The 26,282-nt window shown below is 56.6% G+C and carries 22 protein-coding genes and 1 riboswitch; of the genes, 11 read left to right on the top strand and 11 right to left on the bottom strand.

What is annotated here, in order from left to right; translation table 11 throughout:
- The first annotated feature begins 170 nt into the window (after positions 1–170).
- The 3 genes from ftnA to leuE all read left to right on the top strand — a co-directional run bounded on the left by ftnA (position 171) and on the right by leuE (position 2,828).
- Positions 171–695 (top strand): non-heme ferritin, encoded by a 525-nt coding sequence (ftnA, locus tag GWQ27_RS12290; protein WP_005319436.1) that lies wholly within the window; start codon positions 171–173, stop codon positions 693–695.
- A 201-nt stretch (positions 696–896) separates the two neighbouring features.
- Entirely contained in the window at positions 897–2,081 is a 1,185-nt protein-coding gene (locus tag GWQ27_RS12285) for an NAD(P)/FAD-dependent oxidoreductase (RefSeq protein ID WP_234576923.1), read from the top strand.
- A gap of 108 nt (positions 2,082–2,189) precedes the next feature.
- Positions 2,190–2,828 (top strand): leucine efflux protein LeuE, encoded by a 639-nt coding sequence (gene leuE / locus GWQ27_RS12280; RefSeq protein ID WP_275907482.1) that lies wholly within the window; start codon positions 2,190–2,192, stop codon positions 2,826–2,828.
- 43 nt (positions 2,829–2,871) lie between these two features.
- Here the strand turns inward: leuE and GWQ27_RS12275 are convergent, their stop codons facing one another.
- From GWQ27_RS12275 to GWQ27_RS12255, 5 genes are all read right to left on the bottom strand, one after another.
- The gene (locus tag GWQ27_RS12275; protein ID WP_275907521.1) at positions 2,872–3,558 is read right to left on the bottom strand and encodes a fimbria/pilus periplasmic chaperone; all 687 of its coding nucleotides are present in this window, start codon (positions 3,556–3,558) and stop codon (positions 2,872–2,874) included.
- Between the two features lie 26 nt (positions 3,559–3,584).
- Positions 3,585–5,222 (bottom strand): hypothetical protein, encoded by a 1,638-nt coding sequence (locus GWQ27_RS12270; protein ID WP_275907481.1) that lies wholly within the window; start codon positions 5,220–5,222, stop codon positions 3,585–3,587.
- Entirely contained in the window at positions 5,222–7,666 is a 2,445-nt protein-coding gene (locus tag GWQ27_RS12265) for a fimbrial biogenesis outer membrane usher protein (RefSeq protein WP_275907480.1), read from the bottom strand. Before GWQ27_RS12265 ends, GWQ27_RS12270 begins: the two co-directional genes overlap by 1 nt.
- Positions 7,667–7,747: 81 nt before the next feature.
- On the bottom strand, positions 7,748–8,410 hold the full coding sequence (locus tag GWQ27_RS12260) for a hypothetical protein (RefSeq protein WP_275907479.1): 663 nt from the start codon (positions 8,408–8,410) through the stop codon (positions 7,748–7,750).
- Between the two features lie 59 nt (positions 8,411–8,469).
- Positions 8,470–9,042 (bottom strand): common pilus major fimbrillin subunit EcpA, encoded by a 573-nt coding sequence (locus tag GWQ27_RS12255; RefSeq protein WP_275907520.1) that lies wholly within the window; start codon positions 9,040–9,042, stop codon positions 8,470–8,472.
- A gap of 606 nt (positions 9,043–9,648) precedes the next feature.
- Between GWQ27_RS12255 and GWQ27_RS12250 the strand changes: the two genes are divergently transcribed.
- Both GWQ27_RS12250 and GWQ27_RS12245 read left to right on the top strand, forming a co-directional pair.
- On the top strand, positions 9,649–10,269 hold the full coding sequence (locus tag GWQ27_RS12250) for a response regulator transcription factor (protein WP_275907478.1): 621 nt from the start codon (positions 9,649–9,651) through the stop codon (positions 10,267–10,269).
- A 10-nt stretch (positions 10,270–10,279) separates the two neighbouring features.
- A complete protein-coding gene (locus tag GWQ27_RS12245) occupies positions 10,280–13,867 on the top strand; it encodes a transporter substrate-binding domain-containing protein (protein ID WP_275907477.1) in 3,588 nt (1,195 codons plus the stop codon).
- Positions 13,868–13,901: 34 nt separating this feature from the next.
- Here GWQ27_RS12245 and GWQ27_RS12240 read toward each other — a convergent pair whose 3' ends face one another.
- The gene (locus tag GWQ27_RS12240; protein WP_275907476.1) at positions 13,902–14,342 is read right to left on the bottom strand and encodes a hypothetical protein; all 441 of its coding nucleotides are present in this window, start codon (positions 14,340–14,342) and stop codon (positions 13,902–13,904) included.
- A 172-nt stretch (positions 14,343–14,514) separates the two neighbouring features.
- On the opposite strand from GWQ27_RS12240, the gene GWQ27_RS12235 reads away from it, so the two are divergent.
- The 3 genes from GWQ27_RS12235 to GWQ27_RS12225 all read left to right on the top strand — a co-directional run bounded on the left by GWQ27_RS12235 (position 14,515) and on the right by GWQ27_RS12225 (position 18,219).
- A complete protein-coding gene (locus GWQ27_RS12235; protein WP_005321693.1) occupies positions 14,515–16,188 on the top strand; it encodes a sensor histidine kinase in 1,674 nt (557 codons plus the stop codon).
- Entirely contained in the window at positions 16,182–16,913 is a 732-nt protein-coding gene (locus GWQ27_RS12230) for a LytTR family DNA-binding domain-containing protein (protein WP_265422514.1), read from the top strand. The genes GWQ27_RS12235 and GWQ27_RS12230 overlap by 7 nt, the downstream gene beginning before the upstream one ends.
- Positions 16,914–17,022: 109 nt before the next feature.
- Positions 17,023–18,219: an MFS transporter gene (locus GWQ27_RS12225; protein WP_265422515.1), complete on the top strand. Its 1,197-nt coding sequence runs from the start codon at positions 17,023–17,025 to the stop codon at positions 18,217–18,219.
- A 79-nt stretch (positions 18,220–18,298) separates the two neighbouring features.
- Here GWQ27_RS12225 and GWQ27_RS12220 read toward each other — a convergent pair whose 3' ends face one another.
- The 4 genes from GWQ27_RS12220 to GWQ27_RS12205 all read right to left on the bottom strand — a co-directional run bounded on the left by GWQ27_RS12220 (position 18,299) and on the right by GWQ27_RS12205 (position 21,226).
- Positions 18,299–19,423: a 5-(carboxyamino)imidazole ribonucleotide synthase gene (locus GWQ27_RS12220; RefSeq protein ID WP_265422516.1), complete on the bottom strand. Its 1,125-nt coding sequence runs from the start codon at positions 19,421–19,423 to the stop codon at positions 18,299–18,301.
- Positions 19,420–19,929 (bottom strand): 5-(carboxyamino)imidazole ribonucleotide mutase, encoded by a 510-nt coding sequence (purE, locus tag GWQ27_RS12215; protein ID WP_265422517.1) that lies wholly within the window; start codon positions 19,927–19,929, stop codon positions 19,420–19,422. The genes GWQ27_RS12220 and purE overlap by 4 nt, the downstream gene beginning before the upstream one ends.
- A 62-nt stretch (positions 19,930–19,991) precedes the next feature.
- Entirely contained in the window at positions 19,992–20,294 is a 303-nt protein-coding gene (locus GWQ27_RS12210; protein ID WP_005321666.1) for a hypothetical protein, read from the bottom strand.
- Positions 20,295–20,299: 5 nt separating this feature from the next.
- Positions 20,300–21,226: a sodium-dependent bicarbonate transport family permease gene (locus tag GWQ27_RS12205; protein ID WP_275907475.1), complete on the bottom strand. Its 927-nt coding sequence runs from the start codon at positions 21,224–21,226 to the stop codon at positions 20,300–20,302.
- A 111-nt stretch (positions 21,227–21,337) separates the two neighbouring features.
- On the opposite strand from GWQ27_RS12205, the gene GWQ27_RS12200 reads away from it, so the two are divergent.
- The 3 genes from GWQ27_RS12200 (at position 21,338) to murI (ending at position 25,250) form a co-directional block, all read left to right on the top strand.
- Positions 21,338–22,240: a LysR family transcriptional regulator gene (locus GWQ27_RS12200; RefSeq protein WP_275907474.1), complete on the top strand. Its 903-nt coding sequence runs from the start codon at positions 21,338–21,340 to the stop codon at positions 22,238–22,240.
- Positions 22,241–22,276: 36 nt separating this feature from the next.
- Positions 22,277–22,455: riboswitch (cobalamin riboswitch) on the top strand.
- A gap of 51 nt (positions 22,456–22,506) precedes the next feature.
- Positions 22,507–24,342: a TonB-dependent receptor gene (locus GWQ27_RS12195; protein ID WP_275907473.1), complete on the top strand. Its 1,836-nt coding sequence runs from the start codon at positions 22,507–22,509 to the stop codon at positions 24,340–24,342.
- 116 nt (positions 24,343–24,458) lie between these two features.
- On the top strand, positions 24,459–25,250 hold the full coding sequence (murI, locus tag GWQ27_RS12190; protein ID WP_275907472.1) for a glutamate racemase: 792 nt from the start codon (positions 24,459–24,461) through the stop codon (positions 25,248–25,250).
- A gap of 18 nt (positions 25,251–25,268) precedes the next feature.
- Here murI and GWQ27_RS12185 read toward each other — a convergent pair whose 3' ends face one another.
- Positions 25,269–25,760, bottom strand: coding sequence for an RNA-binding protein (locus tag GWQ27_RS12185; RefSeq protein ID WP_005321648.1), 492 nt, complete (start codon positions 25,758–25,760; stop codon positions 25,269–25,271).
- Positions 25,761–26,282 lie beyond the last annotated feature (522 nt).

Below are 26,282 nucleotides of genomic sequence, written 5' to 3'. Positions count from 1 at the left end.
ATCATAATGGCTGAATCCACGTACACCATGTTTCTTTGCTTCTCTATACCTGTATGGGGGATAGGATGAGGCGAAAAACGGTCATAACTGAGCAGTTTGGCCGCCGTATCTGGTTGATTCGTGTTAAAACAGTGGCGACAATCGTGATCAAATCACAGTGGAGAATCAGCATGTTGGCAAAAGCCATGATCGAGAAGTTGAACGAGCAGATTAATCTTGAATTCTATTCCTCCAATCTCTACCTGCAGATGAGCGCCTGGTGTGAGGACAAGGGTTTCGAAGGTGCCGCCACCTTCCTGCGTCAGCACGCCGTCGAGGAGCGCCAGCACATGGAGCGTCTGTTCACCTATGTGAGCGAGACCGGCGCCATGCCGATGCTGGGCGCCATCGATGCGCCTCCCCACGAATTCAAATCCCTGGGCGACATTTTCCGTAACACCCTCGAACACGAATATCACATCACCCAATGCATCAATGGCTTGGCTCACGTGGCATTCACCACTCAGGACTACTCCACCTTCAACTTCCTGCAGTGGTACGTGGCCGAGCAGCATGAAGAGGAGAAGCTGTTCAAGAGCATCGTCGACCGTCTGTCGCTGGTGGGCGAAGATGGCAAGGGTCTCTACTTCATCGACAAGGAGCTGGCCGAGCTGGCCAAGGGTGCCCCCGCCAGCGTCATGGATGGCAACGCCTGATAGTCGTGGACACTTAGTGTTCACCCAGTACAATAACGGCCCCTTTATGGGCCGTTTTTTGTTTTTTAAGGGTTGCCGTTGCGGTGGTGCTTGGCAGGTACAATAACGGTTCTTTTTATGGGCCGTTTTTTTGTTTTTTACGAGTTGCCGTTGCGGTGGTTTTTTGGTCGCGTGTTTGGCCGTCTGATGAGTAGGGCAGTGATGATGCAAGTGGATGTGGTGGTGATCGGGGCCGGTGCGGCCGGTTTGATGTGTGCCCAGCAGGCGGGTTATCGCGGGCGCTCCGTGCTGGTGCTCGACAACGCCAAGAAGCCGGGTCGCAAGATCCTCATCAGCGGTGGTGGTCGTTGCAACTTCACCAACCATCAGGCGGCGCCCCACGCCTTCCTCTCGGGCAATCCCCATTTCTGCAAATCGGCGCTGGCACGCTACACCCAGCAGGACTTCATCGACCTGGTGGACAGGCACGGGGTCAACTACCACGAGAAGACCCTGGGCCAGCTGTTCTGTGACGAGAGTGCCAAGGAGATAGTCGATGTGCTGCTCACCGAGTGTGACTGGGCTGGTGTCACCCTGCAGTTCCAGACCGAGATCCTGTCGGTCACCAGGACCGAGGCCGGCTTTGTGCTCGGTACCAGCAAGGGGGAGGTGAGCTGCCACTCTCTGGTGGTAGCCACTGGCGGCCTCTCCATGCCCAAGCTGGGCGCGACTCCCTATGGTTTCAAGCTGGCGGAGCAGTTTGGCCTCAATGTGTTGCCTACTCGCGCCGGTCTGGTGCCGTTTACCCTGCATCAAGCCGAGAAAGAGGCCTTTGCCGATCTGGCGGGCGTCAGCCTGCCGGTGGCGGTAACCGCCGAGGATGGCACCCGCTTCAAAGAGGCCATGCTGTTTACCCATCGCGGTCTCTCCGGCCCCGTCATACTGCAGATCTCCTCCTTCTGGTTGGCGGGGGAGAAGATCCATATCAACTTGCTGCCCGAGCTGGATATCCCTATGGCGCTCAAGGCATGGGCGCAGGCCCATCCTGCCCAGGAGTTGAAAACCGTGCTGGGTCGCGAGCTGCCCAAGCGTTTCGTCGACAAGCTGGTGGAGCTGGGTCAGCTCAATAGCAAACCGATGCGCCAGTACAACGAGCGAGAGCTGGAGGCCATCGCCACCCTGCTGGGGGATTGGCAGATACTGCCGAACGGCACCGAAGGTTATCGCACCGCCGAGGTGACCCTGGGCGGCGTGGATACCAACGAGCTCTCCTCCAAGACCATGGAGGTGCGCAAGGTGCCCGGTCTCTACTTCATCGGCGAGGTGGTAGACGTGACCGGCTGGCTCGGGGGCTATAACTTCCAGTGGGCCTGGTCTTCCGGCTGGGTGGCCGGCCAGTACTGCTGATCTGCGACGGCCCTGTTCCCGGCGGCAGGAAAATTGGTATAGAGTGGCAGTTCACTATTTTATCCGGCGGGGCTGCCTGCCTGTTCTTGTTTGCTGGCGAGGTGGGAGATGTTTGAGAGTCTGGGTGTCGTCAATGTCTTGACCTATCTGGTCGGTCTCTTTTTCATCATCATAGCGCCGGGCCCCAACTCCCTTTATGTGCTGCGCACCGGCGCGAGCCGTGGCGTAGGTCCCGGTTATCGGGCGGCGCTCGGCGTCTTCGTCGGTGATGCCATCCTGATCTTCTGCGCCTACCTGGGGGTGGCCTCTCTCATCCGTACCACGCCCCTGCTGTTTACTCTGGTGCGCTACCTCGGCGCCATCTACCTGCTCTATCTGGGGGTGAAGATACTGCACGCCAATTTTATCGCCAAGCGGGAAGGGCAGGAGTCGATGGTGGACCCGGACGAGCGTTACTTCTCCAAGGCGCTGACCCTGAGCCTCACCAATCCCAAGGCGATCCTGTTTTACGTCTCCTTCTTCGTGCAGTTCATCGATTTCAACTATGCCCACACCTGGCTCTCCTACCTGGTACTGGCGGGCATGCTGGAAGCCATGAGCTTCATCTATCTGACCCTGCTGATCTTCGGTGGCACCCTGATGGCCCGCTTCTTCCGCCAGCGACAAACCGCCGCCCGCCTCGGCAATGGCCTCATCGGCCTCTTCTTCATGGGATTTGCCGTCCGGTTGGCCACGTTGTCATCCTGATGGCCAGGGCATTGCCCAATCCCGGGCATCCGGTCGCGAACGGCTAGTCCGGCCAGCAATCCTTGCCTACCCGTACAAAACGGGACTGATGCACGATCAGCTTCTGATTGCCAGACTGGCTGATCTTGGGATTGCGATAGGTCTCGCCGGGTAGCAGATATTTGCTGTCTGCCATGCTGTCCGGCTGGTCACACCCTTGTTTCACCATGAACTCAAAGAAGCTGTTGCCGGTATTGGTGATGCTGCCTGCCGCCTGATCGAGACGATATTCGAACCGCTCCTGGCGGGGCCTCACCACCAGAATGGATTGCAGCGCTATGGTCATCTCGACCGAACTGCGCTTGCCTGCGTTATCGGATGTGCCGGCCTGCGCCACCGGAACCTCGGTGAAAACGACCCTGTAGTAGCGCTCCTGCCGATCGCCGGGCCCCTTGTAATAGAGTTTGACGTGCTGCCGCTGGTCCGGATGCAGCACAAACCGCTTGGGGGCGAACAGCAGTTCGCCAGGGGCCATGGGTAGAATGGCCTCGTCCGCTGTCGGACTGGTGATGCGATACGCCGCCAGCTCGTAGAGCTTGGGTGTGCTGGCGTTGTTGGTGACGGTGCGGGAGATGAACTCTTCATCGTGCTCCATGATGGCGGTCATGGGGCCTATGTCGATGGCCCATGCCTGGGGGCCGGCAAGCAGCAGAGCCGTCAGCAGAGTCAAACTGCGCGCCAGGTTTTTCATCATTGTCCTGAGATCCATGTTGATTGCTAACGCCAGCTGCCCTTGATGGTCAGGGTGCCGCTCTGGTGTACCTCACCCTCCCATGATTCCCCGCTCACCGTTTTCTGTGCTTGTCGACCTGTTAAATCAAACTCCAAATTTAATAGGTAGGAGCGAGTGATACCTGAACTGCCGTCTGGGTCTGTCCAGTGTATCTTCGGTTCGCTATCGCGGATGTTGAGCTCCCTGAGATTCACTGGTGTTTGGTCACATCCAATCGGGGTTTTTGATGCTTTGGCTGGTGATAAACCATTAAAATTCAAATAAGCTTCGATAGGGACTGCGCCTCTGTTACTTACTATATCGGTTGGATAGAAAGTACAAGTTCCTTGAAATGGTGTTCCCCTATCCTGGGCCAGAGTGACGTCCAATCTATCTGCAGATTCTGGTCCGCTTTCCACAATTTTATAAGGGAATGACAAAACATCCTTCCCTATCAGCCCCTTACGATAAGGAGTGGCAACCCCATCAGATGATGATATGGATACACTATATCTCCTGGGCTTTATATCAATTTGTAAAGAGCTATCTATGATGTAATCACCTAAGTCTGGCTGTATTGAGTTTTTAATGAAAAACTCCATTGTCTCTATGACTGGTCTGCCGCTATTTGTCTTTATATATTCTGAAAAATATTTTTTGGTGAGAAAAACAGATATGCTGCTGTTTCCTCTTAGATAAAACAAGTTAAGCCCTACTGGATTGTTAGTACCTACAAATGTAGCATTGTTGATATATAAAGCGGAGTCATAGGATTTAAGTTCAGGGTTGGGATACTTGCTTCTGACCCCTATTACGCCTTTGTTTTGTAACTGGCCACCATCAGCAAAGTGTTCCAGCCGATAGTCAAATATATGGCATAAGATCCCATTGGAATCACGTCCAGGTGTGACATGTGAATAAGGCTTGCAATTCGTTGAGCCTGGCATGACGGTAGGATTTCCTGCACTATCCACCATAATAGTATCTGTGCCAGTGACCGGTATTATCTTTAAATGTGCATACTTTATATTTGTTGCACGATGAATGCTCCAAGTGCCGGTTGACATGTCTTTGCAGCGTTGTCCTCGGCGTGCATCATAGGGTTCTGAAGTGACACACAGGTTCATCTTACGGTTGAGTTTTTCTCCAATTCGCATGGTTTTCAGGTAATTTAAAAAAGAGGGGCTGACTCTTGCGGCCGTTTCTTGAACACTCAAGTTCATCAGGCCATAAAATCCTTGCTCATCGACTACTTGTGGATGTTCAGGTGATTTACCGTCATTGGTGCAGTTGGCTGTTTTTATAGAGCAAGCCTGAGTAATATAGGGATGTGAGATAGGGCCTGTTTCCCACATATCAAGATTAAAACCTGATGGATTATGGGTTTTCATATCCGCACTTGTCTTTGCCAGTGTAAACTGAGTGATGCCCTTTTGTTCAGTCCAAGCGTTGGCGCCACCGAGTTGGTTCTCTAGAAATGGTTCGAAGTTAAGTATGTACACATGATCAGATTTATTATTCTCTATGTAAAGGAAAATTCGTTGTGGCAATAGTTTTTCAGCAAGGGGAGCCAGCCCCCAGCTTTTATGCTGTGTCATCAGGAGTGATACCATTAAAAATGGCAGGTACATCTTCATATTCATCATATTCTCGTAGTTAAATAGGTTTTTAAGCCGATACATGTGATGTCACCAAGCCAGGCCGCACCGCTATGGGGGGTGAGATCCAGCTCAGCCTCACAGAATGCGTTGCCGTGTTTAAAGCTCAATACCGGATTGGCCTTGTCCACATCCAGCGAAAATTCGCCTGTCTCATTGGTCACCGTGGTGCCGATGTGGTTGTCGATCCTGGCGTTGGCGATCACGCTGCCATCTTCGGCACGTATAATGCCAAAGACGGTGACCATCTCCTTGACCGAGCGGGTGGCATCCAGTTTGGCCACGTTGCCGGGGAACAGGGTGTAGCGCTGCTTGCCGGTGTTGATGTCATAGCTGTCCTTGGTCGTCTTGCTGTTGAGCAGTTCCACTTCGTACTCCTGAAAGGGGGAGAGGGCGACAAAGGTCTTGCTGCCTTCGAGCGAGTACTCCTGGCCATTGATCCTGGCGAGCATCTTGCCCTCCTTGCCAATGCCGGTATCGATCAGCAAGCCGGAACCGGATCGGTTCTGGCTGGAGGCCAGGATCTCATCCCCTGTGGTGATGACAGCACCACGTGCAATCAGGTTGCCGTTCACATCACCACCCTGACTGCGACCCAGGGTCAGGGTGCCGCCCGTCATGCGGTTTTCAAAACCCAGGCTGCCGGAGAGAGTCGGATTTCTGTTCTTGGCATCGTTGACGACTTTAGAACCGTTGAGTGTTGCCGTGTTGATGAAGCCTTCCATGCGTTTCTGATAGCTGAGGTTGGCCGTGGTCTGGCCCTGTTCGTTGCTGCTCATGCCCAGGCTGAACAGGTTGTCGAACGGGATCGAGTAGTCCAGGGTCAGGCTCTTGTTGTTGAACCCGCTCAGGGTCGCGCTGCTGCTCTGCAGGCTGGTGCGCAGCGACAACTGGCCATAGCGACCGGAATAGAGGCTCTGGTAATAGTCGATATAGCTGCGATCGCTCCCCTGCTCACGGTCGTGTGTGGTGTTGAACGAGAGGCCGCCCAGCCTGTCATGCCAGCCCCCCAGGTTGATGCTGATGCCGGCGGTATAAAGATCCAGGGCGGCCGTGGTCAACTTGTTGCCCGTGTCGAGTTTTTCCTGACTGAGCCAGAGCGAGACGTTGTCGTGTACTTGTGCCGTCACGCTGGACGAGATCCGCCAGGAGGCATCCGAGGCCAGCATGCCCTGCAGCTGGGTGCTGACCCTGTCGGTCAACTGCCAGCTGGCCTGGCTCTCGCTGACCAGGGCATCCTTGAAGCCATAACCGGTCAGGGTCAGGTTGGTGGTCTCGAAGGTACGTGCCAGCGACAGCCCCAGCAGGGGGGATCGGGCACCATCCTGACTGGCCTCCATCAGGCCGCCCCAGGATTGCCAGCCCCACTCCTGATCGAAGCCCAGGCTGTTGTTGAGTTTGGTGACGCGCTGATTACTGGATTCCGTCAGGCGGCCGTCGATATGGATCTCGACCGTGACGCTGTAGGAGCCGTGGGGGAAACGGCTGGTATCGATTCGGTGGTTGCCGATCGAGAAATTCTGCAGGCCGATCAGCTTGCCATCCCGATAGACCTGAACCTCACCCGCCGAGGGCATGAAGACCTGGATCGGGGTGGTGGATTCACTCTCGTTGATGGTACGTGAGTGGGCCTGATTGCCGTAAGAGAGTCCGTAGATCCGGCCTGCGTTCAGGGCGGATACGCCCCCCAGGGTCTGGAGGTCCCAGGTCGACACCATGCCGGTCGCAAAACGGCGATCCTCGATATCCCGCTCATACATGGCGCGATAGAGGGAGCCATTCTGGTTCGTTTCCCCCAGATTGTAGAGAGAACCATCAAGGTCCAGATGGTGTTCACTGTACCCCACCAGAGTGTTCAGCTGGGCGAAGTTGGTGCTGGTGCTGCCCGTCTGACGACTGTTGGCAAAGGAGTAGCCCAGGTTGTAGCGATTGACGCTGGTCAACGCCTCAACGGAAGGCGTCAGGCTGGTCTTGGCCACACTGACACGCTTTTCGCCAAAGGCGGCCTTGGTGACCTGTATGGTCAGCAGCATGGCGATCAGATCCAGCTGCAGGGTGGCGCTGCCGTTGATGACCAGCCGCCCGTCGCTGGAGAAGGTGCGCAGCTGATCCTGTTGCAGCAGCTCCACCAGCTCCTGGTGCAGGGCCACATCGCTCTGGCCCTGGTTGAAGTCCAGGTTGAGCAGATGCAGCGCGCCGTCCCGCAGGATCAGCGTGGCGTTGCCAACGGACTCTTCGGTGGTGGTGTCGAGCGCCAGCGCCTGATCCCGATACTGCAGCCTGACCGGTACGGCAATGCCCTCTGCTAGTGCGCTGGCAAAGCTGGCTGGAATGATGACATTGGCGATTTTGAGTGGTGCCGAGGCGCTGGCCGAGGCTGACATCATGATCAGCAATGAGGCTGGCAACAGGCAGGATTTTTTCAACATATCACGCACCATGGTTCCAAATTTCGGCAAAAAAACACCGGCATTCGACCGGGTGGTAGAGGCAGTAACAGAACAACAGCATTATTTGACGACGACGAATTCCTGACCCAGCCAGAGACCGATATGGCTCTTGGCATGCTGGATGTTGACCTTTTTAAAGTGGCGTTTTTTGCCCGGCAGGTCGTAATAGGTTTCTTTGCATTGCTCCTGGCTTTGTTTCAGGCAAGTGCCATACGCCACTGTGCGGTATGAGGCGTTTCCTTTATTGGTCAGGGTGTCGCCCTGCAGAAGGTAATCGAATTGCTGCTGGCGCGGTGTGACCACCAGGATGGTGCCTATCTGGGCTGAGGTGGTGGCGACCGCCTGGCGGCGTTCGTTGCGCTGGTCGTCCATCGACAGGGCGGTATCCAGCCAGCGGATGCGGTAGTAACGCTCCTTGCCATCCTGCGGGCCCTTGTAAAAGAAGCGCACGTTGTTCTTGGCGTTGGCAGGGAGCATCAGCCGGCTCGGCGACAGCATGAGTTCACCGTCCACTTCCATCGGCATCTCCTGTCCGCCCTCTTCCGGGGAGGAGATGCGTGTCACTGTGACAGTGACCAGTCTGGCCTGATCGCTGGCGTTCTCGATCTCTTTGGCGACTTCCTGGCTGCCCGCATCAATAAAGGTGGTCACCGAGCCGACGTTGATCGCCTGGCTGATTCCGGGAATAAACAGCATCCATACCCCCAGCATTTTCAGGTTCATGTGATCTCCTGTGAATACAAAGGGCCCCGCAGGGCCCCGAATACTATGCGTTGAGGCAATCAGGCCCAGCTGGCCACGAACTCGACGTTGACTTCGCCGTTCCACTGGCCGTCTGGCAGGGCATCAAAAGTGACCGCTTTGCCGTCGGCAGTGGCGCTTTCAATGTTGAAGTTGAAGGAGCCCTGCGCCGTGGCGCGTTGGGTGTCGACCATGAAACCCTTTGCTACGGGGGAGAGACTGCCGCCGTTAATGCCAGCTGCCGTATCGATCAGGGTGGTGTAGGCCGAGGTGCCTACCGGTGCGCCGCCCCATAACACGCCCACCTCGACGGTGGATTTGCCATCCAGGTGGTTCAGGGTGCCGTTCAGCTTCTTGGCTTTCAGGGTGAAGGAAGTCGCGCTGGCATCCCCCTTGATGGCGACATCGAACAGGCCGTCGACGGTGTTGAAAGCCTTGCTCCCTTCGGCGTATTGGAAGGAGAGGCTGGTGAGCGGAGTGACAACCAGATCAGAGGTGGTGTCTTTCTTGGCGGTCGCCTTCCACTTGGCGGTTGCGGAGGCGTCCATGGCAGCATGAGCAGCAGCAGTAAAGCCAAAACCTACAACTGTCAGCGCAATCAGCGATTTTTTAATTGATTTCATTGATGTTTCCTACCGAGTTCCCTAATGGGTGATGTTGAGTCACCCGTTTGATTCGCTGCACCCGAGGTGCATTCGTTCTTCATCCCCGGGGCATATTCGACCAGGGGGGCCGGGCCTCGCAACATAATGTTCCGTTACCCAGCTCATCTTTTCGCCGACCAAGATAACCGCAAGACCTGCTTGGATCGATCTAATGGTGTGTAGGAAACATCCTAAAAGGTAGTTGTTACGTACAACTTCAGATGCATGTATATCCCTGCGGCTCTGTTATGGGGCATTTAAAGTTATAGCTTTGATTTCTAAGCATTTTCATGCTTCATCTTATCAAGATGAATCGGGCGTCGGGGGAGCTGTCATGCATGGTGTTTGCGTAGGTGATGCGGTACAAATGAACCATAAGATTCAAAAGAATATATGCACATATAACTGATTGATAAATAGATATAAAACAAACCTGTCAAATGGTGTTTAGGTTGTTTTATCAGCGATTTACTTTAATTGTGTAACATATTATTAATGTCAAGGTGCAGTATGGTACAGATACTGCTTTTGCAGTTAGTATACGCTTAATAAAATGAATCAACGGTAGGTAGGCATATGGCAAAGGTATTGATAGTCGATGATCATCCCGCAATAAGAATGGCAGTGAATATGCTGCTTAAACAGGACGGGCACCATATTCTGGCAGAGGTTGATAATGGTGTTGATGCTATCTCGTCGGCTAGAATACATCAGCCTGATATTGTAATTCTCGATATTGGCATTCCCAGGCTGGATGGTATTGAAGTTATCAAAAGACTGAAGGACATGGATGCCAATATCAAGGTGGTTATTTTATCTGCACAATCCACTCATCATGTTATGGTGCGTTGCCTGCAGGCCGGGGCTGATGGATTCATGTCCAAGCTGGATGAGCTATCGCTATTGAGACGTGCGATCGTAAAAGTAGAGAAAGATCAGCTCTATTTTCCAAGAGATATTATCGCAGGCGCCAAAAATGCTCATTCGGTAGACAGGGAAGATCTATTGTCAGCGCTCTCTGATCGTGAAATGAGTGTGCTGCTGCAGATATGTCAGGGTCAAATAAATAAGCAGATAGCGAAAAGCATGCTGCTCAGTGAGAAGACGGTCAGCACCTACAAGACTCGCCTGATGCAAAAACTCAATGTAACCAACATGGTTGACTTGATTAGCCCCTGGCCAAGCGGCAAAAATTGATGTGAGCAAGATGAAATTACTCCTGATCTTGCTCGTCGGTCTCAGTTCGTTTCTTGCTTCTGCCAATGAGCTGGAGGATAGCCTGCTGCATGTCTATGCACGGGATGACAACGAGTATTTTGCTAAGCAAATACTTCCATTACATAACGATGACTTGGCATGGTTATACAATAAGAAGCAATTGATTTTAGGTGTACCAGAGCCAGATAATCCACCTATGGATATAACCATCAGGTCTGGTAATTATGAAGGGGTAACTGCTGATATTATTGGTATTCTCAGCAAGATATTAGGTGTCGATTTTTTAGTGAAGAAGTTACCTTCTCGATCTGCTGCAGTCGATGCACTTAAAAGGGGAGAAATAGACTTATTGAGTACATCAAATGTTTATGAGAAGGAGCAGGGATTATTACTGACAGATAAATATATTGATGATGAACCCGCGATATATAAAAACATAAACATTAAAGATAAAAACATACGGGTAGTGGCGGTTCCTGAATATTATCTACCTGCCGTTGACATAATGCGCTATCTACCTGATGTGAAAATCAAAGTGTATCCATCAAAATATAGTGCTGTATCAGCGGTTTCTTATGGTGACGCTGATGCTGTCATGATGGACTTGGTATCCGGTAACTTTTTAATAAATAACTATTATCAAGATACAATTCGCTTGTCGAAATTAATGTATTCAGACACTCAGGGGTTTGCATTTTCATTAAATAAAAGCAATCACCAGCTAAAAAAGATAATTGATATAGCTTTGCATGAGATTTTAGAGAAAAAACGGGATGAGATAGCCAAGCGTTGGAGTGGTGGTGGGCTTTCAATTAGTGCAGATAAAATCAGACTAACTAGTAGTGAATGGTCTTTTTTGAGTGAGCGACGAAAGTTAAAGATAGCTGTTAGTAGTGGTTTGCCTCCCCTTAGTTTCCTTGATGTAAATGGTACTTTGCATGGGGTGACAGCAGACCTTTTACAAGTTGTAAGGGTGAAGCTGGGGGTTGATATTGAGGTTATTCCCGTCGAAACACCTCAACGTTTGACACAGTTGCTGGAAAAAGGAAGGGTTGATGCTGCCATCATGGCCATCTCAGAGGAAGGTCGCCAACGTTACCGATTTAGCCGCGCCTTTATAATGGACCCTCTAGTGTATGCAGTCCATTTGAAGCAGAAAGATGCAACGCCGAGCGATTTACTTAAGGCTGACTCTGTGGCTGTGGTTAGGGATGCAGCCTTGCTGCAAGCGATCTCGAATGTATATGGAAAGCTGAATATAAAGTTATTTGATAAATCAGAGGATGCTCTGAGATGCGTTGCTATTGAGACTTGCAGTGTCGCAGTTCTTCCATTAAGAGTTGCCAAATATTTAATCAATAGCAAGTTTCCTGACCGTTTGACTATTAGAGGTGAATTATTTAATTCAATTCCCATTTCTGCAGCACTGGCAGTGCCTCGGGGTCAAACTGATCTGCTTAATATATTGGACAAGGTGATCGCAACCATACCGCCAGATGAGCTGGAAGGGCTTTCCAACCGCTGGCGAGTTAATGCTCGGCAAGAGGCTATTTCTTGGCGTGAGTTCATGGACGAGTTTGGCATCTTTATTTCGCTGATCCTGCTGTTGATCATCTGGGTCAGCCTATGGGGCCTATCTCTGCGTAAACAGATGCGCGAACGTCGGGTTGCCGAAGTGGCGCTGAGTGCCCAGCTCAAGTTCATTGAAGATCTGGTGGACGGCACGCCCCATCCCATCTACGCCAGAGACCAGGATGGACGGCTTATCCTCTGCAACAGCAGCTATGCGGCCTTTTTTGGTGAACCGAAAGCCGGCTTGCTGGGCTCAGGCCTGGCCGCTGATGGTGAGCGTTGGCCTTTTCTCGCCCCCCTGTTTGCCGATCTTGCCGCTGCCCGCGAGGAGCGACAGGCGCAGGAGGGGGATCATCGTCTGGTCATGGTGAACGAGGCTGTGGATGTCTATCACTGGGTCCAGCCCTATTACGATCTGGATGGCAAGGTGCAGGGGGGCATTGGCGGCTGGATCGATGTGAGCGAGCGCCTGCGCCTGCTGGATGATCTGGCGGTGGTCAGCCAGGAGGCGCAAGAGGCCAATCGCGCCAAATCGACGTTTCTGGCCACCATGAGTCACGAAATTCGTACCCCCATGAATGCCATCATTGGCCTGCTGGAGCTGACTCTGCGGCGAGATCGTCTGCATGAGGAGGATAAAGCCTCGCTCTCTATCGCCCATGGCTCGGCGACGGATCTGCTGACCCTGATCGGCGATATTCTGGATATCTCCAAGATAGAGTCGGGGCGGCTCGAGCTGGTCCCCGAACCCCATGACATAGCGGCCTTGACCGAGTCTGTTGTTACCGTGTTCAACGCCCTGGCCAGACAGAAAAATCTGCAACTGGAACTGGTCATCGGAGCGACCCATTGGGTGCAGGTAGACGGCCTCTGTTACAAACAGATCCTGTCCAACCTGATCAGCAATGCCATCAAATACACTGAGCTGGGTTCGGTACGGGTCGAGCTGCAGCTATGGAGCAGTGACGGCTGGTGTACCTTGCAGCTGGTGGTCAGGGATACCGGAATAGGGATAGCCCCGGCGGAACTGGCGAGGCTGTTTCAGCCCTTCAGCCAGGCCAGCCAACCCAAGCACATCCAGCAATCCGGTACCGGCCTTGGCCTGATGATCTCTCGTTCCCTCTGTGAGTCAATGGGAGGATCCCTGGTGCTGGAGAGCGAGTTGGGTCGTGGCACCCGGGTGTGCGTCGAAATGAAACTGCCCCTTGCCATGGCCGTGGAGAAATCCCTGTCAGTCGAACTCGACTCAGTGATGGCGCGCGGTGGTGGGCTGCGAGTGATGATAGTGGATGATCATCCCACCAATCGGCTGCTTATCAGTCAGCAACTGGCCTATCTGGGGCAGGAGGCCATGGCGGCCGAGTCGGGTGAGCAGGCGCTGGCGCTCTTCGCCGAATACCCCTTCGATGTCGTCATCACCGACTTCAACATGCCCGGCATGAACGGGTTCGAGCTGACCCGCCAGTGCCGTGCGCGGGAACACCTCAATGGCAGACACCGTTGTGTGATCCTGGGCCTGACGGCCGATGCACGCCAGGAGCAGGTGAACGAGGGTCATGCGGCCGGCATGGATGATTGCCTGTTCAAGCCGGTAGGGCTGGAGGCGCTCGATCATTGCCTGCGTCGGAATATGCAGCGTGAGAAACAAGCCGATATCGCTGCTTGCATGCAGGAGATCAGGCAGTGCCTCGGGCCGCTGACCGGCCAGCAGTCAGCCCTGATGTTGCCTCTGCTGGCTGAATTTGTTCGTGCCAGTGATGACGACCTGCAGGCGTTGCAACAGGCGGCGACTGCCGGGGAGCTGGCCCGCTTTCTGGATTATGTTCATCGTCTGAAAGGCGGAGCCAGGATCATGGGGGCGATGCAGCTGGTCGCCACCTGCAGCGAGATAGAGTCCGGGGAACTGAACGCACAAACCCTGCCCATGGCGTTGCAGCGCCTGCAACGTGTCTATCACATTGCCAGGCTGGCCATAGTGCGGCTGCAGCGCGCAGAACCTGGATGAGAATGAAGGCATGGTGACATGCCTTCATGACTGCTCAACCGTGCCAATACACCATCAACTCATAGGCGGCCTCACCTGTCTGGTGGGGCCAGCTCGACGGTGCCTGATAACTGAGGTAATAGCGGGTGGCTTGTGCGAGGGTCAGAGGATGTGTGGAGGGGATCCGTTGACCATTGAGCGTGAGACTGATGGGAGTGTCGGCCTGTTGTGTCAGGGTGCCATACAGTTTGCGAGCTTGCAGTTGATAGGTGGTATTGAAATCCGGGCTGCTGATATTGGCCGCCTGGGTGTGAATGGGATATTGCGTCTGGTTTGAATTGACGGGTTGGAGGCCAGGATGGGTGAGCGCTATTTCCATCCTGGTATCTTTACTGGCGGTGGCGGGCCAGTTGAGCTGATTGGTTTGTGTGCTGGCCTGAGCTGCTATCGTGCAGCAACCAGCCAGTAGTGCCACCAGAACTCCTTTCTGAGACATATGGTTATCTCCTGGATATCGAGGTTACCCCGCTGCCGGGGGTCACTCATCTATCGACCCGTCAGCAGCAAAGCTTAATCTGGAACCCATTATTCGAAATGAGCTGACAAGGGATACGGGGTATGATCCCGTGCCTTGTGCTCCCTTTATTCATAGATATGGAATCCCTGCTTTGCTCGAAAATCAGATGATGTTGTTGGCGGTGTTTGAACGGGCGGCGCTGATGCTGATGACCCTGTTCTTTCTTACCCGTACAAGGCCGTTTCAGCGGCTGTTTCAGAAGCGGGATCACACCCCGGCCGAGCTGGTGCTGGTCGCCTCCATCTTCGGCCTGTTCGCCGTGTTCAGTACCTACACCGGCATTCCGGTGGAGGGAGCGCTGATCAACGTGCGGATCATCGCCATCATCTCGGGAGGCATATTGTTCGGTCCCTGGGTCGGCATTCCGGCCGGGGTCATCTCGGGCCTGCACCGCTACCTCATCGACATGGATGGCCACACCTCGATCCCCTGTCTCATTGCCAGCATCATCGCCGGTCTGCTCGCCACCTGGTTGCACCTGCGCTGCCGCAAGTCGCGACTCTGGCTCTACGGCATACTGGCGGGCATGTTGTGCGAGGGGCTGACCATGTTGCTGATCTGGCTGTTGACCGAACCCCATGAGGTGGGGGTGGAGATCGTCAGCCACATCGCCTATCCGATGATCGCCGGGGCGCTCTGTATCGGCCTCATCATCAAGCTGGTGCAGGATCTGGATGACGAGAAGGAGCTGATTGCCGCCAAGCAGGCCAAGCTGGCCCTCGACATCGCCAACAAGACGCTGCCCTTCTTCCAGAAGGTCGATCGCCACTCCCTCGGCCAGGTGTGCGGCGTCATCTGCAACGAGATCCATGCCGATGCGGTGGCCATCACAGATACCCGCGACGTGCTGGCCTACGTGGGGGTGGGCAAGGATTACTACGAGCTGGACGAGCACCACGCCATCAGCGACATGACCCAGCGGGCCGTGTTGCTGGACCAGATCATCATCAACAACGATCTGCGCCAGTATCATTTGTCAGATTTTCACTCTGTCATCATCATTCCGCTGCGGGAAAACGGCGCCGTCAGCGGCACCCTCAAGATCTACTATCGCCGCACCCACAGCATTACCAGTTCTCTGCGAGAGATGGCGGTGGGCCTCTCCCAGCTCATCTCCACCCAGATGGAGGTGTCGCGCATCGAGCAGTTGAAAGAGATGACCCGCAAGGCGGAGTTCACCGCCCTGCAGAGCAAGATCAACCCGCACTTCCTGTTCAATGCCCTCAACGCCATTTCATCCTTGATCCGCATTCGCCCCCAGCAGGCGCGCCAGCTCATTGCCAATCTGGCGGACTATCTGCGCTACAACCTCAACAAGGGGGACGAGCTCATCGACATTCAGGAGGAGCTGCAGCAGGTGCGCGATTACATCGCCATCGAGCAAGCCCGCTTTGGTGACAAACTGGAGGTGGTGTTCGAGGTGGACGACGTCCACATCCAGGTGCCGAGCCTGCTGTTGCAGCCGCTGGTGGAAAACGCCATCCTGCACGGCATCCAGCCCCGCAGTGCGCCGGGCCGGGTCACCATCGAGGTGAAGCAGCTGGCGGGGGGGATTCGGGTGGCTGTACGCGATACAGGTTACGGCATCAGTCAGGCGGTGATCGATGGCGTGGCCGCCGGTCGGGTGGAAAGCCGCAGCATAGGGCTGATGAACGTTCATCAGCGGGTCAAGCTGTTGTACGGTGACGGCCTGCAGCTAAGGCGGCTGGAACCGGGTACCGAAGTCTGTTTCTATCTGCCGGATCAGGAGGCGATGCCATGTTGAAAGCCATTATTGTCGAAGATGAATATCTGGCCCGGGAGGAGTTGGCCTATCTGGTGGGCCAGCATAGCCAGATTGAGATAGTGGCGAGTTTCGAGGACGGGCTGGAGGCGTTCAAATACCTGCAGGATCACGAGGTGGACGTGGTGTTTCTGGATATCCAGATCCCCTCCATCGACGGCCTGCTGCTGGCCAAGAACCTGCACAAGTCGAGCCATCCGCCCCACATCGTCTTCGTCACCGCCTACAAGGAGTTCGCGGTGGAGGCGTTCGAGCTGGAGGCGTTCGATTACATCCTCAAACCCTACAACGAGCCGCGCATCATCAATCTGCTGCAAAAGCTCGAGCTGGCGGGCAAGTCTCAACCGGTGCCGGGTGTCGAGGGGAGCAGCCCGCAGAATCGCACCGTCAATCTGGTGAAGGGGGAGCGCATCATAGTCACCCCCTGCGAGCAGATTTACTACGCGGAAGCGGACGAAAAGCTGACCTATGTCTATACCCGCACCGATCGCTACGTGATGAACATGACCATCAGCGAGTTTGTCAGCCGGCTGCCTGCGGAGGGCTTCTTCCGTTGCCACCGATCCTACTGCGTCAACATCAACAAGATCCGCGAGATAGTGCCCTGGTTCAACAGTACCTATCTCATCCGGCTCCATGATCTGCCGTTCGAGGTGCCGGTCAGTCGCAGCAACATCAAGGCGTTCCGTCAGCTGATGCGGCTCTGATTGTCATTCATTCCTGCCGATCTGCATTTCATGCCTTAATCGGCTGGCACGAGCTGCGTCTTGCCTATAGTGGCCTCAATTTCCTTAAGGCCATCGACCGAGACGCATCATGACCAAAGAGATGAACCGCACCCGGTACCTCACCCTGATAGGTACCATCATTACCCAGTTTGCGCTGGGTTCCGTCTACACCTGGAGCCTGTTCAACGCCCAGCTCTCCGACAAGCTGGACGAGCCGGTCAGCCAGGTGGCGTTTGCCTTTGGTCTGCTCAGCCTGTCGTTGGCGGTCGCCTCTTCCATGGCGGGCAAGTTGCAGGAGCGGTTCGGGGTGCGCAATGTCACCCTGGGGGCCGGCGTGCTGCTTGGCATCGGCTTCTTCCTCACCGCCCACGCCAGCAATCTGGCCATGCTCTACCTCTGCGCCGGTATTCTGGTGGGGTTTGCCGACGGTACCGGCTACCTGATGACGCTCTCCAACTGCGTAAAGTGGTTCCCGGAGCGAAAGGGGTTCATCTCCGCCTGCTCCATCGGCGCCTATGGCCTGGGCAGCCTCGGCTTCAAGTACATCAACCTGCTGCTGCTCTCCAACAACGGCCTGGAAGCGACCTTCCAGCTGTGGGGGCTGATCGCCATGTCCATGGTGCTGGTTGGCGGCATGCTGATGAAGGATGCACCCAAGCAGGCCGCTTCGGCGCAGCAGACCGAGAGCCGTGATTTCACCCTGGCCGAGGCGATGCGCAAGCCGCAGTACTGGATGCTGGCGCTGATGTTCCTCACCGCCTGCATGAGCGGCCTCTACGTCATCGGCGTGGCCAAGGATATCGGCGAGAACATGGTGGGTCTGTCGACTGCGGTGGCTGCCAATGCGGTCGCGGTGATCGCCATGGCCAACCTGGGTGGTCGACTGGTGCTGGGCATTCTGTCCGACAAGATGTCCCGCATCCGGGTCATCACCATAGCCCAGCTGATCACCCTCGGTGGCATGGGATTGCTGCTGTTCGTGCCGCTCAATGCCAATCTCTTCTTCGTGGCGGTGGCCTGCGTGGCCTTCAGCTTCGGCGGCACCATTACAGTCTACCCCTCCCTGGTGAGCGACTTCTTCGGTCTCAACAACCTGACCAAGAACTATGGCGTCATCTATCTGGGCTTTGGTCTGGGCAGCATCATAGGCTCCATCGTGGCCTCCCTGTTCGGCGGCTTTATGGCGACCTTCAACCTGATCCTGGTGCTGATGGTGGTGGCCCTGGTGCTCTCCCTGACCATCCGCTTGCCGGCGCCTGTCGTGGTATCCGCCGACAGGGCCTGATCCCTCATTCCATTGTGATGACATCATGAAAAAGAAGACCCGGGCTTGGCCCGGGTCTTTGCATTCAAGGGAGTGCAGCTCAGCGTGGGGGCAGCCCCAGCAGGCTGCGTACATGGCGGCTAGTATCCTCCACCGTGGGCCAGTCACGGCCTGTGATGGTGACATGACCCATCTTGCGGCCGGGGCGAGCCTCGCCCTTGCCATAGAGATGCAGGTGCACTCCGGGCAGGGCCAGCCCCCCTGCCCAGTCTGGTGTGCCCCCGTGCCAGAGATCCCCGAGCAGATTGATCAGGATGGCGGGTCGCACCTCGGCTTTTGCCGGCAGCGGCAGATCGCACAGGGCGCGCACCTGCAACTCGAACTGGCTGCACTCGGCATTGTCGAGGCTGGGGTGACCCGAGTTGTGGGGGCGGGGCGCCATCTCGTTGACCAACAGCCGACCTTCCACCAGAAAAAACTCCACCGTCAGCACGCCGACGTAGTCGAGCGCCGCGATCAGCCGCTCGGCGATGTCTTTCGCCTCAGCCTCCAGCGCAGGGACATTTGCCGGGGAGCGGGTTTGATCGAGAATGCCGCCACTGTGCCAGTTCTGCACCAGAGGCAGGGCGCTGATGGCACCGCTCGGGCTGCGGGCCAGGGTGAGGGCAAACTCCCCTTCCAGCGGCAGGCGTTTTTCCAGTACGCAAGGTACGCCGCTGGCGGTCAGCGCGCTTGCCAGCTCATCCAGATTGCCGACCTGCCACTGGCCCTTGCCGTCGTACCCCTCGCGGGCGGTCTTGAGGATGGCGGGGAACAGCTCCGCACCCAGAGGGGGGAGTGGCTCATCCGGCAGCAGAGTCAGGTAGGGAGCCACAGGCACACAGGCACGGGTCAGAAAGGCTTTTTCCTCCCGTCGATCCTGACAGATCCTGACCGGGCTGGCCGTCGGGCGTACCGGTAACTGCTGTTCCAGCAGCGCCAGAGAGGGGGCCGGTACGTTCTCGAACTCGCAGGTGACTGCGGCGCAGCGGCTGGCCAGATCGTGCAGGGCTGCCTGGTCGTCATAGGGGGCGACAATATGGTGATCGGCTGCGGCGCCAGCGATGCTGGCTGGGTCGGGATCCAGCACCACCACCTTGTAGCCGAGGCGGTGGGCGGCCATCACGAAGTAGCGGCCAAGCTGGCCGCCGCCGAGCATGCCCAGGGTGGCGGGTGGCAGTATCATGCCGGGTCCTCCAGTTGCAGAGCCAGCACCCGGTCACGCTCGTTGGCGCGGAAGTCGTCGAGCTGTTGCTGGTAGCGGGGGGCCTCGCCATCTTGGGTGACCGACAGTAATGAGACCGCGAACAGGGCGGCGTTGGCGGCCCCCGCCTCGCCGATGGCGAAGGTGGCGACCGGCACCCCCTTGGGCATCTGCACTATGGAGAGCAGGGAGTCCATCCCCTTGAGGTGGCGCGAGGGGATGGGCACCCCCAGCACGGGCACAGTGGTCTTGGCGGCGACCATGCCCGGCAGGTGTGCGGCGCCGCCGGCCCCGGCGATGATGGCCCGCAGGCCGCGATCGCGGGCGCTGGCGGCATACTCGAACAGCAGGTCCGGGGTGCGGTGGGCCGAGACCACCCGCGCTTCGTAGGGCACGCCGTGTTCCTTGAGGATGCGGGCTGCCGCCTGCAGCACGGGCCAGTCGGAGTCGGAGCCCATTACCAGGCCGATCAGGGGAGGGGTGTTCATTTTTCTGGTTCCTTGCTGTTAAACGTTTGCTTTCGTTAGACAAAAAGAGCCGGCAAGCCGGCTCAGAATTTTTCGGGTCGCACGATTTCGACCGGTTGCAGAAAGGCGATCATGGCGTAGTCGGGGTAGTAGCGACTCTGCAGGTGGGCGAGTAGTCGTTCCGCCTGCTCGCGGCTGCAAATCGCCTCCAGCCTGATGTTGCCGCTCTCGCTCCAGCTGGCGTTGCGCTCGCCGTGATCGCCTCGTCCGCGTGCATCCGTGATGGTGTAGCCCCGCAGCCCTTCCCGGGTCAGGGTGCGCAGCAGGGTGGGTTCCAGATTGGCTTCCGTGATGACGGTCAGCAGGGTACGGGTTTCGGTCTGCATGATGGCTACTCCGTGAAGTGGCGGGCCCAGCTGTGGTAGAGCGGGATCCCCAGCATGATGTTGAAGGGGAAGGTGACGCCCAGCACGGCGCTGAGGGACAACCCCGGGTTGGCCTGGGGCACGGCGATGCGCAAGGTCGCTGGCACGGCAATATAGGAGGCGCTGGCCGCCAGGGTGGCCAGCAGGGTGAGTCCGCCAAGGGAGAGCTCCATCAGCTTGCCGACCGTCAACCCCAGTCCTGCCGAGGCGAGCGGCATCAGCAGGGCGAAGCCGAGCAGAAACAGGCCATGGCGGCGCAGATCCTGGCACTGGCGTGCCACTATCAAACCCATCTCAAGCAGGAAGAGGGCGAGCGCCCCTTTGAACAGATCCACAAAAAGGGGTTTGAGGGGGGCTATGCCTTGCGGCCCTGCCAGATAGCCGATGGCCATGCCACCGAGTAGCAGGGTCACCCCCTTGCCGAGGAAAGTTTCATGGGCCAGCATGCGCCAGCGGGTCTGGCGGCTCACCCCGCGCGCCAGCATTATGCCCACCAGGATGGCCGGGATCTCCATCACAGCCAGGAAGATGGAGAGCTGGGATTCGAAGCTGATGCCGCGCTCGGTGAGCCAGTTTACCCCGACTGCGAAGGTCGCCACGCTGACCGAGCCGTAGTGGGCTGCGGTGGCGGCTGCATCGATCCGGTTCATCTTGATGCGCAACAGGGCAAAGCCTGCCAGGGTTTGCACCACACCGAGCAGTATCACTAGGGCGAGTTGTGGCAGCAGTGGCAACAAGGATTGCTGGGCCAGGCCGATACCGCCTTTGAGGCCGATGGCCAGCAGCAGGAAGAGGGAGAGGGTGTCATAGAGTGCGGGGGGCAACTTGAGCTCGGATCGCACCAGACCGGCCAGCAGGCCAAACAGGAAAAAGAGTACAACAACATCCAGCATGAGGGGTCGCAGGAGGCAATTCACAGGGTGCTTGCATGCTAGAGTGCATGATGCTTCGATAAAATCAGATTTTGATTGATGATTGTTCGGCAAAAACTGATAGGAACCCGGATGCTCAACTACAAACAACTCTATTACTTTTGGCATGTGGCGCGCAGCGGCAGCGTGACACGGGCCGCCGAACAGCTTCATCTCACTCCGCAAACCATCAGTGGTCAGGTCGCGGAGCTGGAGCTGTCTCTCGGGGTGGCGCTGTTCAGCCGGGAGGGGAGGCGGCTCGTCTTGACGGCTGCGGGGCGCCAGGCACTTGAGCAGGCCGGCGCCATCTTTTCGCTGGGGGCAGAGCTGGAATACACACTGCGCCACGCCAGCCAGGAGCTGACCATGCAGGTGGGGATTGCCGACTCGGTGCCCCGCACTCTGGCGTTTGAGCTGCTGGCACCGGCCATGGCGCTGGCGACGCCGGTGCGGCTGATCTGCCATGAAGAGCGGGCCGAGCAGCTATTCAGCGAGCTGGCCAGACACAAGCTGGATATGGTGCTGATCGATCGCCCACTGCCACCAGATAGTGGCGTACGTGGCTACAACCATGAACTGGGACGCAGCCCGCTGGCACTGTTTGCAAGTCCGTCGCTGGCGGCTCGTGCCCGCTCGGGGTTTCCCGCCTCTTTGGAAGGGCTGCCGCTGCTTATCCCCGGCGAGAAGTCGGCGACCCATGATCGGCTGCTGGCCTGGTATCGCCAGCAGGGCATACATCCCCATCTGGTCGGCCAGTTTGACGACTCGACCCTGATGAAGTCGTTCGGCAAGGCGGGCATGGGGATCTTTCCCGCCCCCCTTGCGATGCGTGACGAGATTGAGCGCCTCTATGGTGTCGAGCGGATTGCCACCTTGCCCGAGGTCACGCTCTCCTATTATCTGGTCTCTGCTGGCCGTCACCTCTCCCATCCCGGTGTACAGGCGGTGATGGAGGGAGCCAGGCAGCGGCTGGTGGAGCTGGAAAAGCAGAAATAGAAATCTGGATGGCTATACATCCAATCTGGCTCTGCCTATAATCCCCTCCGCTTTGGCGCATCATGCTTAATAGGGAATCCGGTGAAAATCCGGAGCTGGCGCGCAGCGGTAAGGGGGAACGAAGCGACATCAGGGCACTGCCGTCAGGTGGGAAGCCGTCGCCGTAGGCCATCAGCCCCCCAGCCCGAAGACCTGCCAAAGTTCGTATTTCGGGCCGAGAGAAACCGGCCACGAAGTAGATGCTTACGCGAACTTAAGGATCTCTCATGTCCAAGAAATTATTGGTGGCTGCCCTGTTGCCAACGGCGGCCTTCGCCCAGACGACCATCCCCGTCAATCCTACCCTGGTGATCACCGCCAATCGGGTGGAACAACCCATCAGCTCGGTACTGGCACCCGTTGTGGTGATCGACCGCGCCGAGATCGAATCCCGTCAGGTGCAGAGCCTGCCAGCGCTGTTGAAGACGTTGCCGGGTGTGCAGATCACCACGCTAGGTGGGCGAGGGCACATGAGCAGCCTGTTCATCCGCGGTACCAACTCCAACCATTCGCTGGTGCTGATGAATGGGCGCCCCATCGCCGCCATGGTGGCCGGCACACCAGACCTCAGCCAGATCCCGCTGGGCAATATCGAGCGCATCGAGTACATCCGGGGTCCGCGCGCTGCTGTCTATGGCGCAGATGCCATCGGTGGCGTCATCAACCTCATCACCAAAACTTCCGCCAAGAATGGCAGCGAGACCCATCTTAAGGGTGGTGTGGGCAGCAATGGTTACGGCCAGGGTCAGGTGCGTACCGTGCAGGCCCTGGGTCAGCAGACCGACATGAATATGATGATCGGCTACGAGCGTACCGATGGTTTCGATGTGGTGGCCAATGCCCAGCAGCCGGATCGGGATGGCTTCGACAGTCTGAACGGCCAGTTCGGGTTGAATCATGCGTTCAGTGATGCCTGGAGTGGGGACTTCAACGCCCAGGGTTATGACAACCAGACCGAGATGGATGATGCCTATCAGTCGGCTGACCAGAGCCGGGTACAGGCCTTCCAGTATGATGGCGGTCTCAAGTTCCAGAGCGAGACGCTGACCAGCCGGCTTGAGGCCAGCTATGGCGAGAACAAGCTGAAGAGCTGGCTGGAGAGCAAGGGGGAATCCAGCGCCCAGCCGATCCACACCGGCTTGACCCGTTTCTCCTGGATCAACAGCTGGAGCGGCGTCGAGGGACTCAACCTGACTGGTGGTGCCGACTGGCAGCAGGAGCAGTTGAAATCCGACTCGCGCAGCTCTGGTCAGGCGTTCAATGCCCCCGACCGAGACAACACAGGTCTGTTTGCGGTGGGCAGCTACCGCTGGCAGGCCCTGCTGTGGGAGCTCTCTGGCCGTACCGATGACAACAAGCAGTATGGCCGTCACAACACCTGGTCTGCCGCCAGCGGGCTGGACATAGATAACAACCACAATGTACGGCTCAGTTATGGCACCGGCTTCAAGGCGCCGACCTTCCTCGACCTCTACTATCCCGGTTATGAGAATCCGGATTTGAAGCCGGAAGAGAGCAAGAACCTGGAGCTGGGCTTTGCGGGTCGTTATACCGGTTGGGACTGGTCGCTCAACCTCTATCGCAACAAGATCAAGAACCTGATTGCCTGTCAGAGTGCGTTCTCCACCTGCAAGCCGGACAACACGGATGCCGAGATCCGCGGCGTGGAAGTGGCGCTGGGTCTGGAAACCGGACCGCTCCATCACGACGTCAGCTTCGATTACACCCGGGCCGAAGACAAGAACGATGGAGATCAGCAACTGCTGCGCCGCGCCAAGCAGAAAGCCAGCTGGCTGACCCAGGTGCAGCTGGGCCCGGTCGATCTCTCCACCGAGCTGCTCTATGTGGGCAAGCGGGATGACAAGAACTTCAGCAGCTTCCCTGCAGAGCGGGTGGAACTGGGTTCCTACACCCTGATCAATCTGGGGGCCAGCTATGGGGTAACGCCTCAGTTCACGCTGGGTGGCCGCATCGACAATCTGTTTGATCGCGACTATGCCCCGGCCTATGGCTATGCATCGGCGGGTACCGAGTTCAAGCTGACGGCGGACTACCGTCTCTGATCGCCAGCGCTGCTATATATAGAAGAGAAAAAGCGAGGCCCTGCCATTGGCAGGGCCTTTTCTATTGGCGGCAGGCGGGAGTATGATCGCTGCCTTGCACCAAAGGGGGAGGTCAGGTGGCCAATATTCTAGTGTTCGACTCCGGCATGGGTGGCTTGACCATCTATCGCGAGATCCGCCGTGCGCTGCCGGCACACAACTACTTCTATTGTTTTGACAATGCCAACTTCCCCTATGGTGAGCTGAGCGAGTCAGCGTTGATTGCTACCTGCACCCGTCTGGTCAGTCACATGGTGGCCGAGCATGCCATCGATCTGGTGGTGATTGCCTGCAATACGGCCAGCACCATAGCCCTGCCATCCTTGCGGGCCGCCCTGACCATTCCAGTTGTCGGCGTGGTGCCTGCCATCAAACCGGCTGCAGCCCTGACCCGCAATGGGTGTATCGGGCTGCTGGCGACCCCGGGTACCGTCAGCCGTGAATATACTCATCACCTCATTACCCAGTTTGCCCCGGGCAAGCGGGTGTTGCTCAAGGGCGCGACTGAACTGGTGATCGAAGCCGAGCACAAGCTGGCGGGACGGCCGGTAAACATGGCGCTGTTGCAGGAGGTGCTGACGGGCTGGATGGAAGGAGAGGAAAGGCCGGATACATTGGTGCTGGGTTGCACCCACTTCCCGCTGCTCAATGACGAGATCCGGCAATTGATGCCAGGATGTCAGCTGGTGGATTCAGGGAGCGCTGTGGCAAGACGGGTGGCACATCTATTGGCTACCGTGGCTGAGCAGCCTTCGCAAGCCGTGGTGCAGGCCAGGGCATATTGCACCCGACTGGATGCACAAGCCCAAAAATTGACAGCCCCCTTGCAAGCTTGGGGGCTGTCATCACTCGAAGAGGTGCGGTACTAACTCGTGACCGCCAGGGGATCAGGCATCGACTTCGCTGCCTTCTCTCTCATCTTTATCCCGCTTGTCGTTGGCTTCACGTACCTTGAGGGTACGCTGCTGATACTCCTTGTCATTGAGCACGGCGATGGCCTTGGCGGCATCGGCGGCTGGCATCTCCACAAAACCAAACCCTCTGCGTTTGCCGGTGGCCTTGTCCTTCATCAGACGGACAGAGATCACCTGTCCCTGTTCGGCAAACAGTTCACGCACGGCAATCTCGTTGGCGCGATACGGCAGGTTGCCTACATATAAGGTGCAAGTCTCTTGACCGGAGGCCAGCTCGCCTGCGGCGGCTGGTGTCCGCTTAAGGAACAGCGGCACGATGAAACCACCGATGGCCAGACCCACAGCAAAAATCACTTCGGCTTTCAAAGAAAACTGCAGAGCCTGGGCAACCAGATAACCAACCAGCGCCAATACCAGGGCAAGGATGGCCGCCTGCACATAAACGGGAAACTTGGATAAATTCATCTTTAAAGACCTTTTGTAAATGAAAGCAAAAAAGGTGCAACACTCTATTCACCTCCATGGTAACCAGCTTTCCAGCCGGGCGCTACCATGGACCACTTGGGACACATTATCCGTTCCAGTATGGCATCCCTTAATGGGGGAAGACCCACTTAAATGATGATAAAACAGGACTGAAATCATCGGCTTGTGGATAACACTGTATATATACACTGAGTAAGCTGTTTCTAATTGGATATTTTGAAGTTTCCGTGACTTTCTTCAAAAAAAGTCTTGTCATCCCGAAGTCGCTCCCTATAATGCGCCCCTACCAGCACGGCAGAACACGCCGGACTGATGAGCCAGCTTACTTGTGAAGTAGGCGCCGAAAGAAAAGCGAAAACAACCGCTTGACTTTCGAAGTGAGGAGCGTAATATGCGCCTCCTCAACGCGACAAGCGTGACGCTCTTTAACAATTTGAATCAAGCAATCTGTGTGGGCACTCACAGCATCGAACATCAAACAATTTTGTTGATTTTCAATGT

Source organism: Aeromonas sp. 5HA1 (assembly GCF_029237245.1).
GTDB lineage: Bacteria > Pseudomonadota > Gammaproteobacteria > Enterobacterales > Aeromonadaceae > Aeromonas > Aeromonas salmonicida.
The sequence above is the reverse complement of the archived record's forward strand: the minus strand, read 5'-3'. Positions and strand labels throughout refer to the sequence as shown.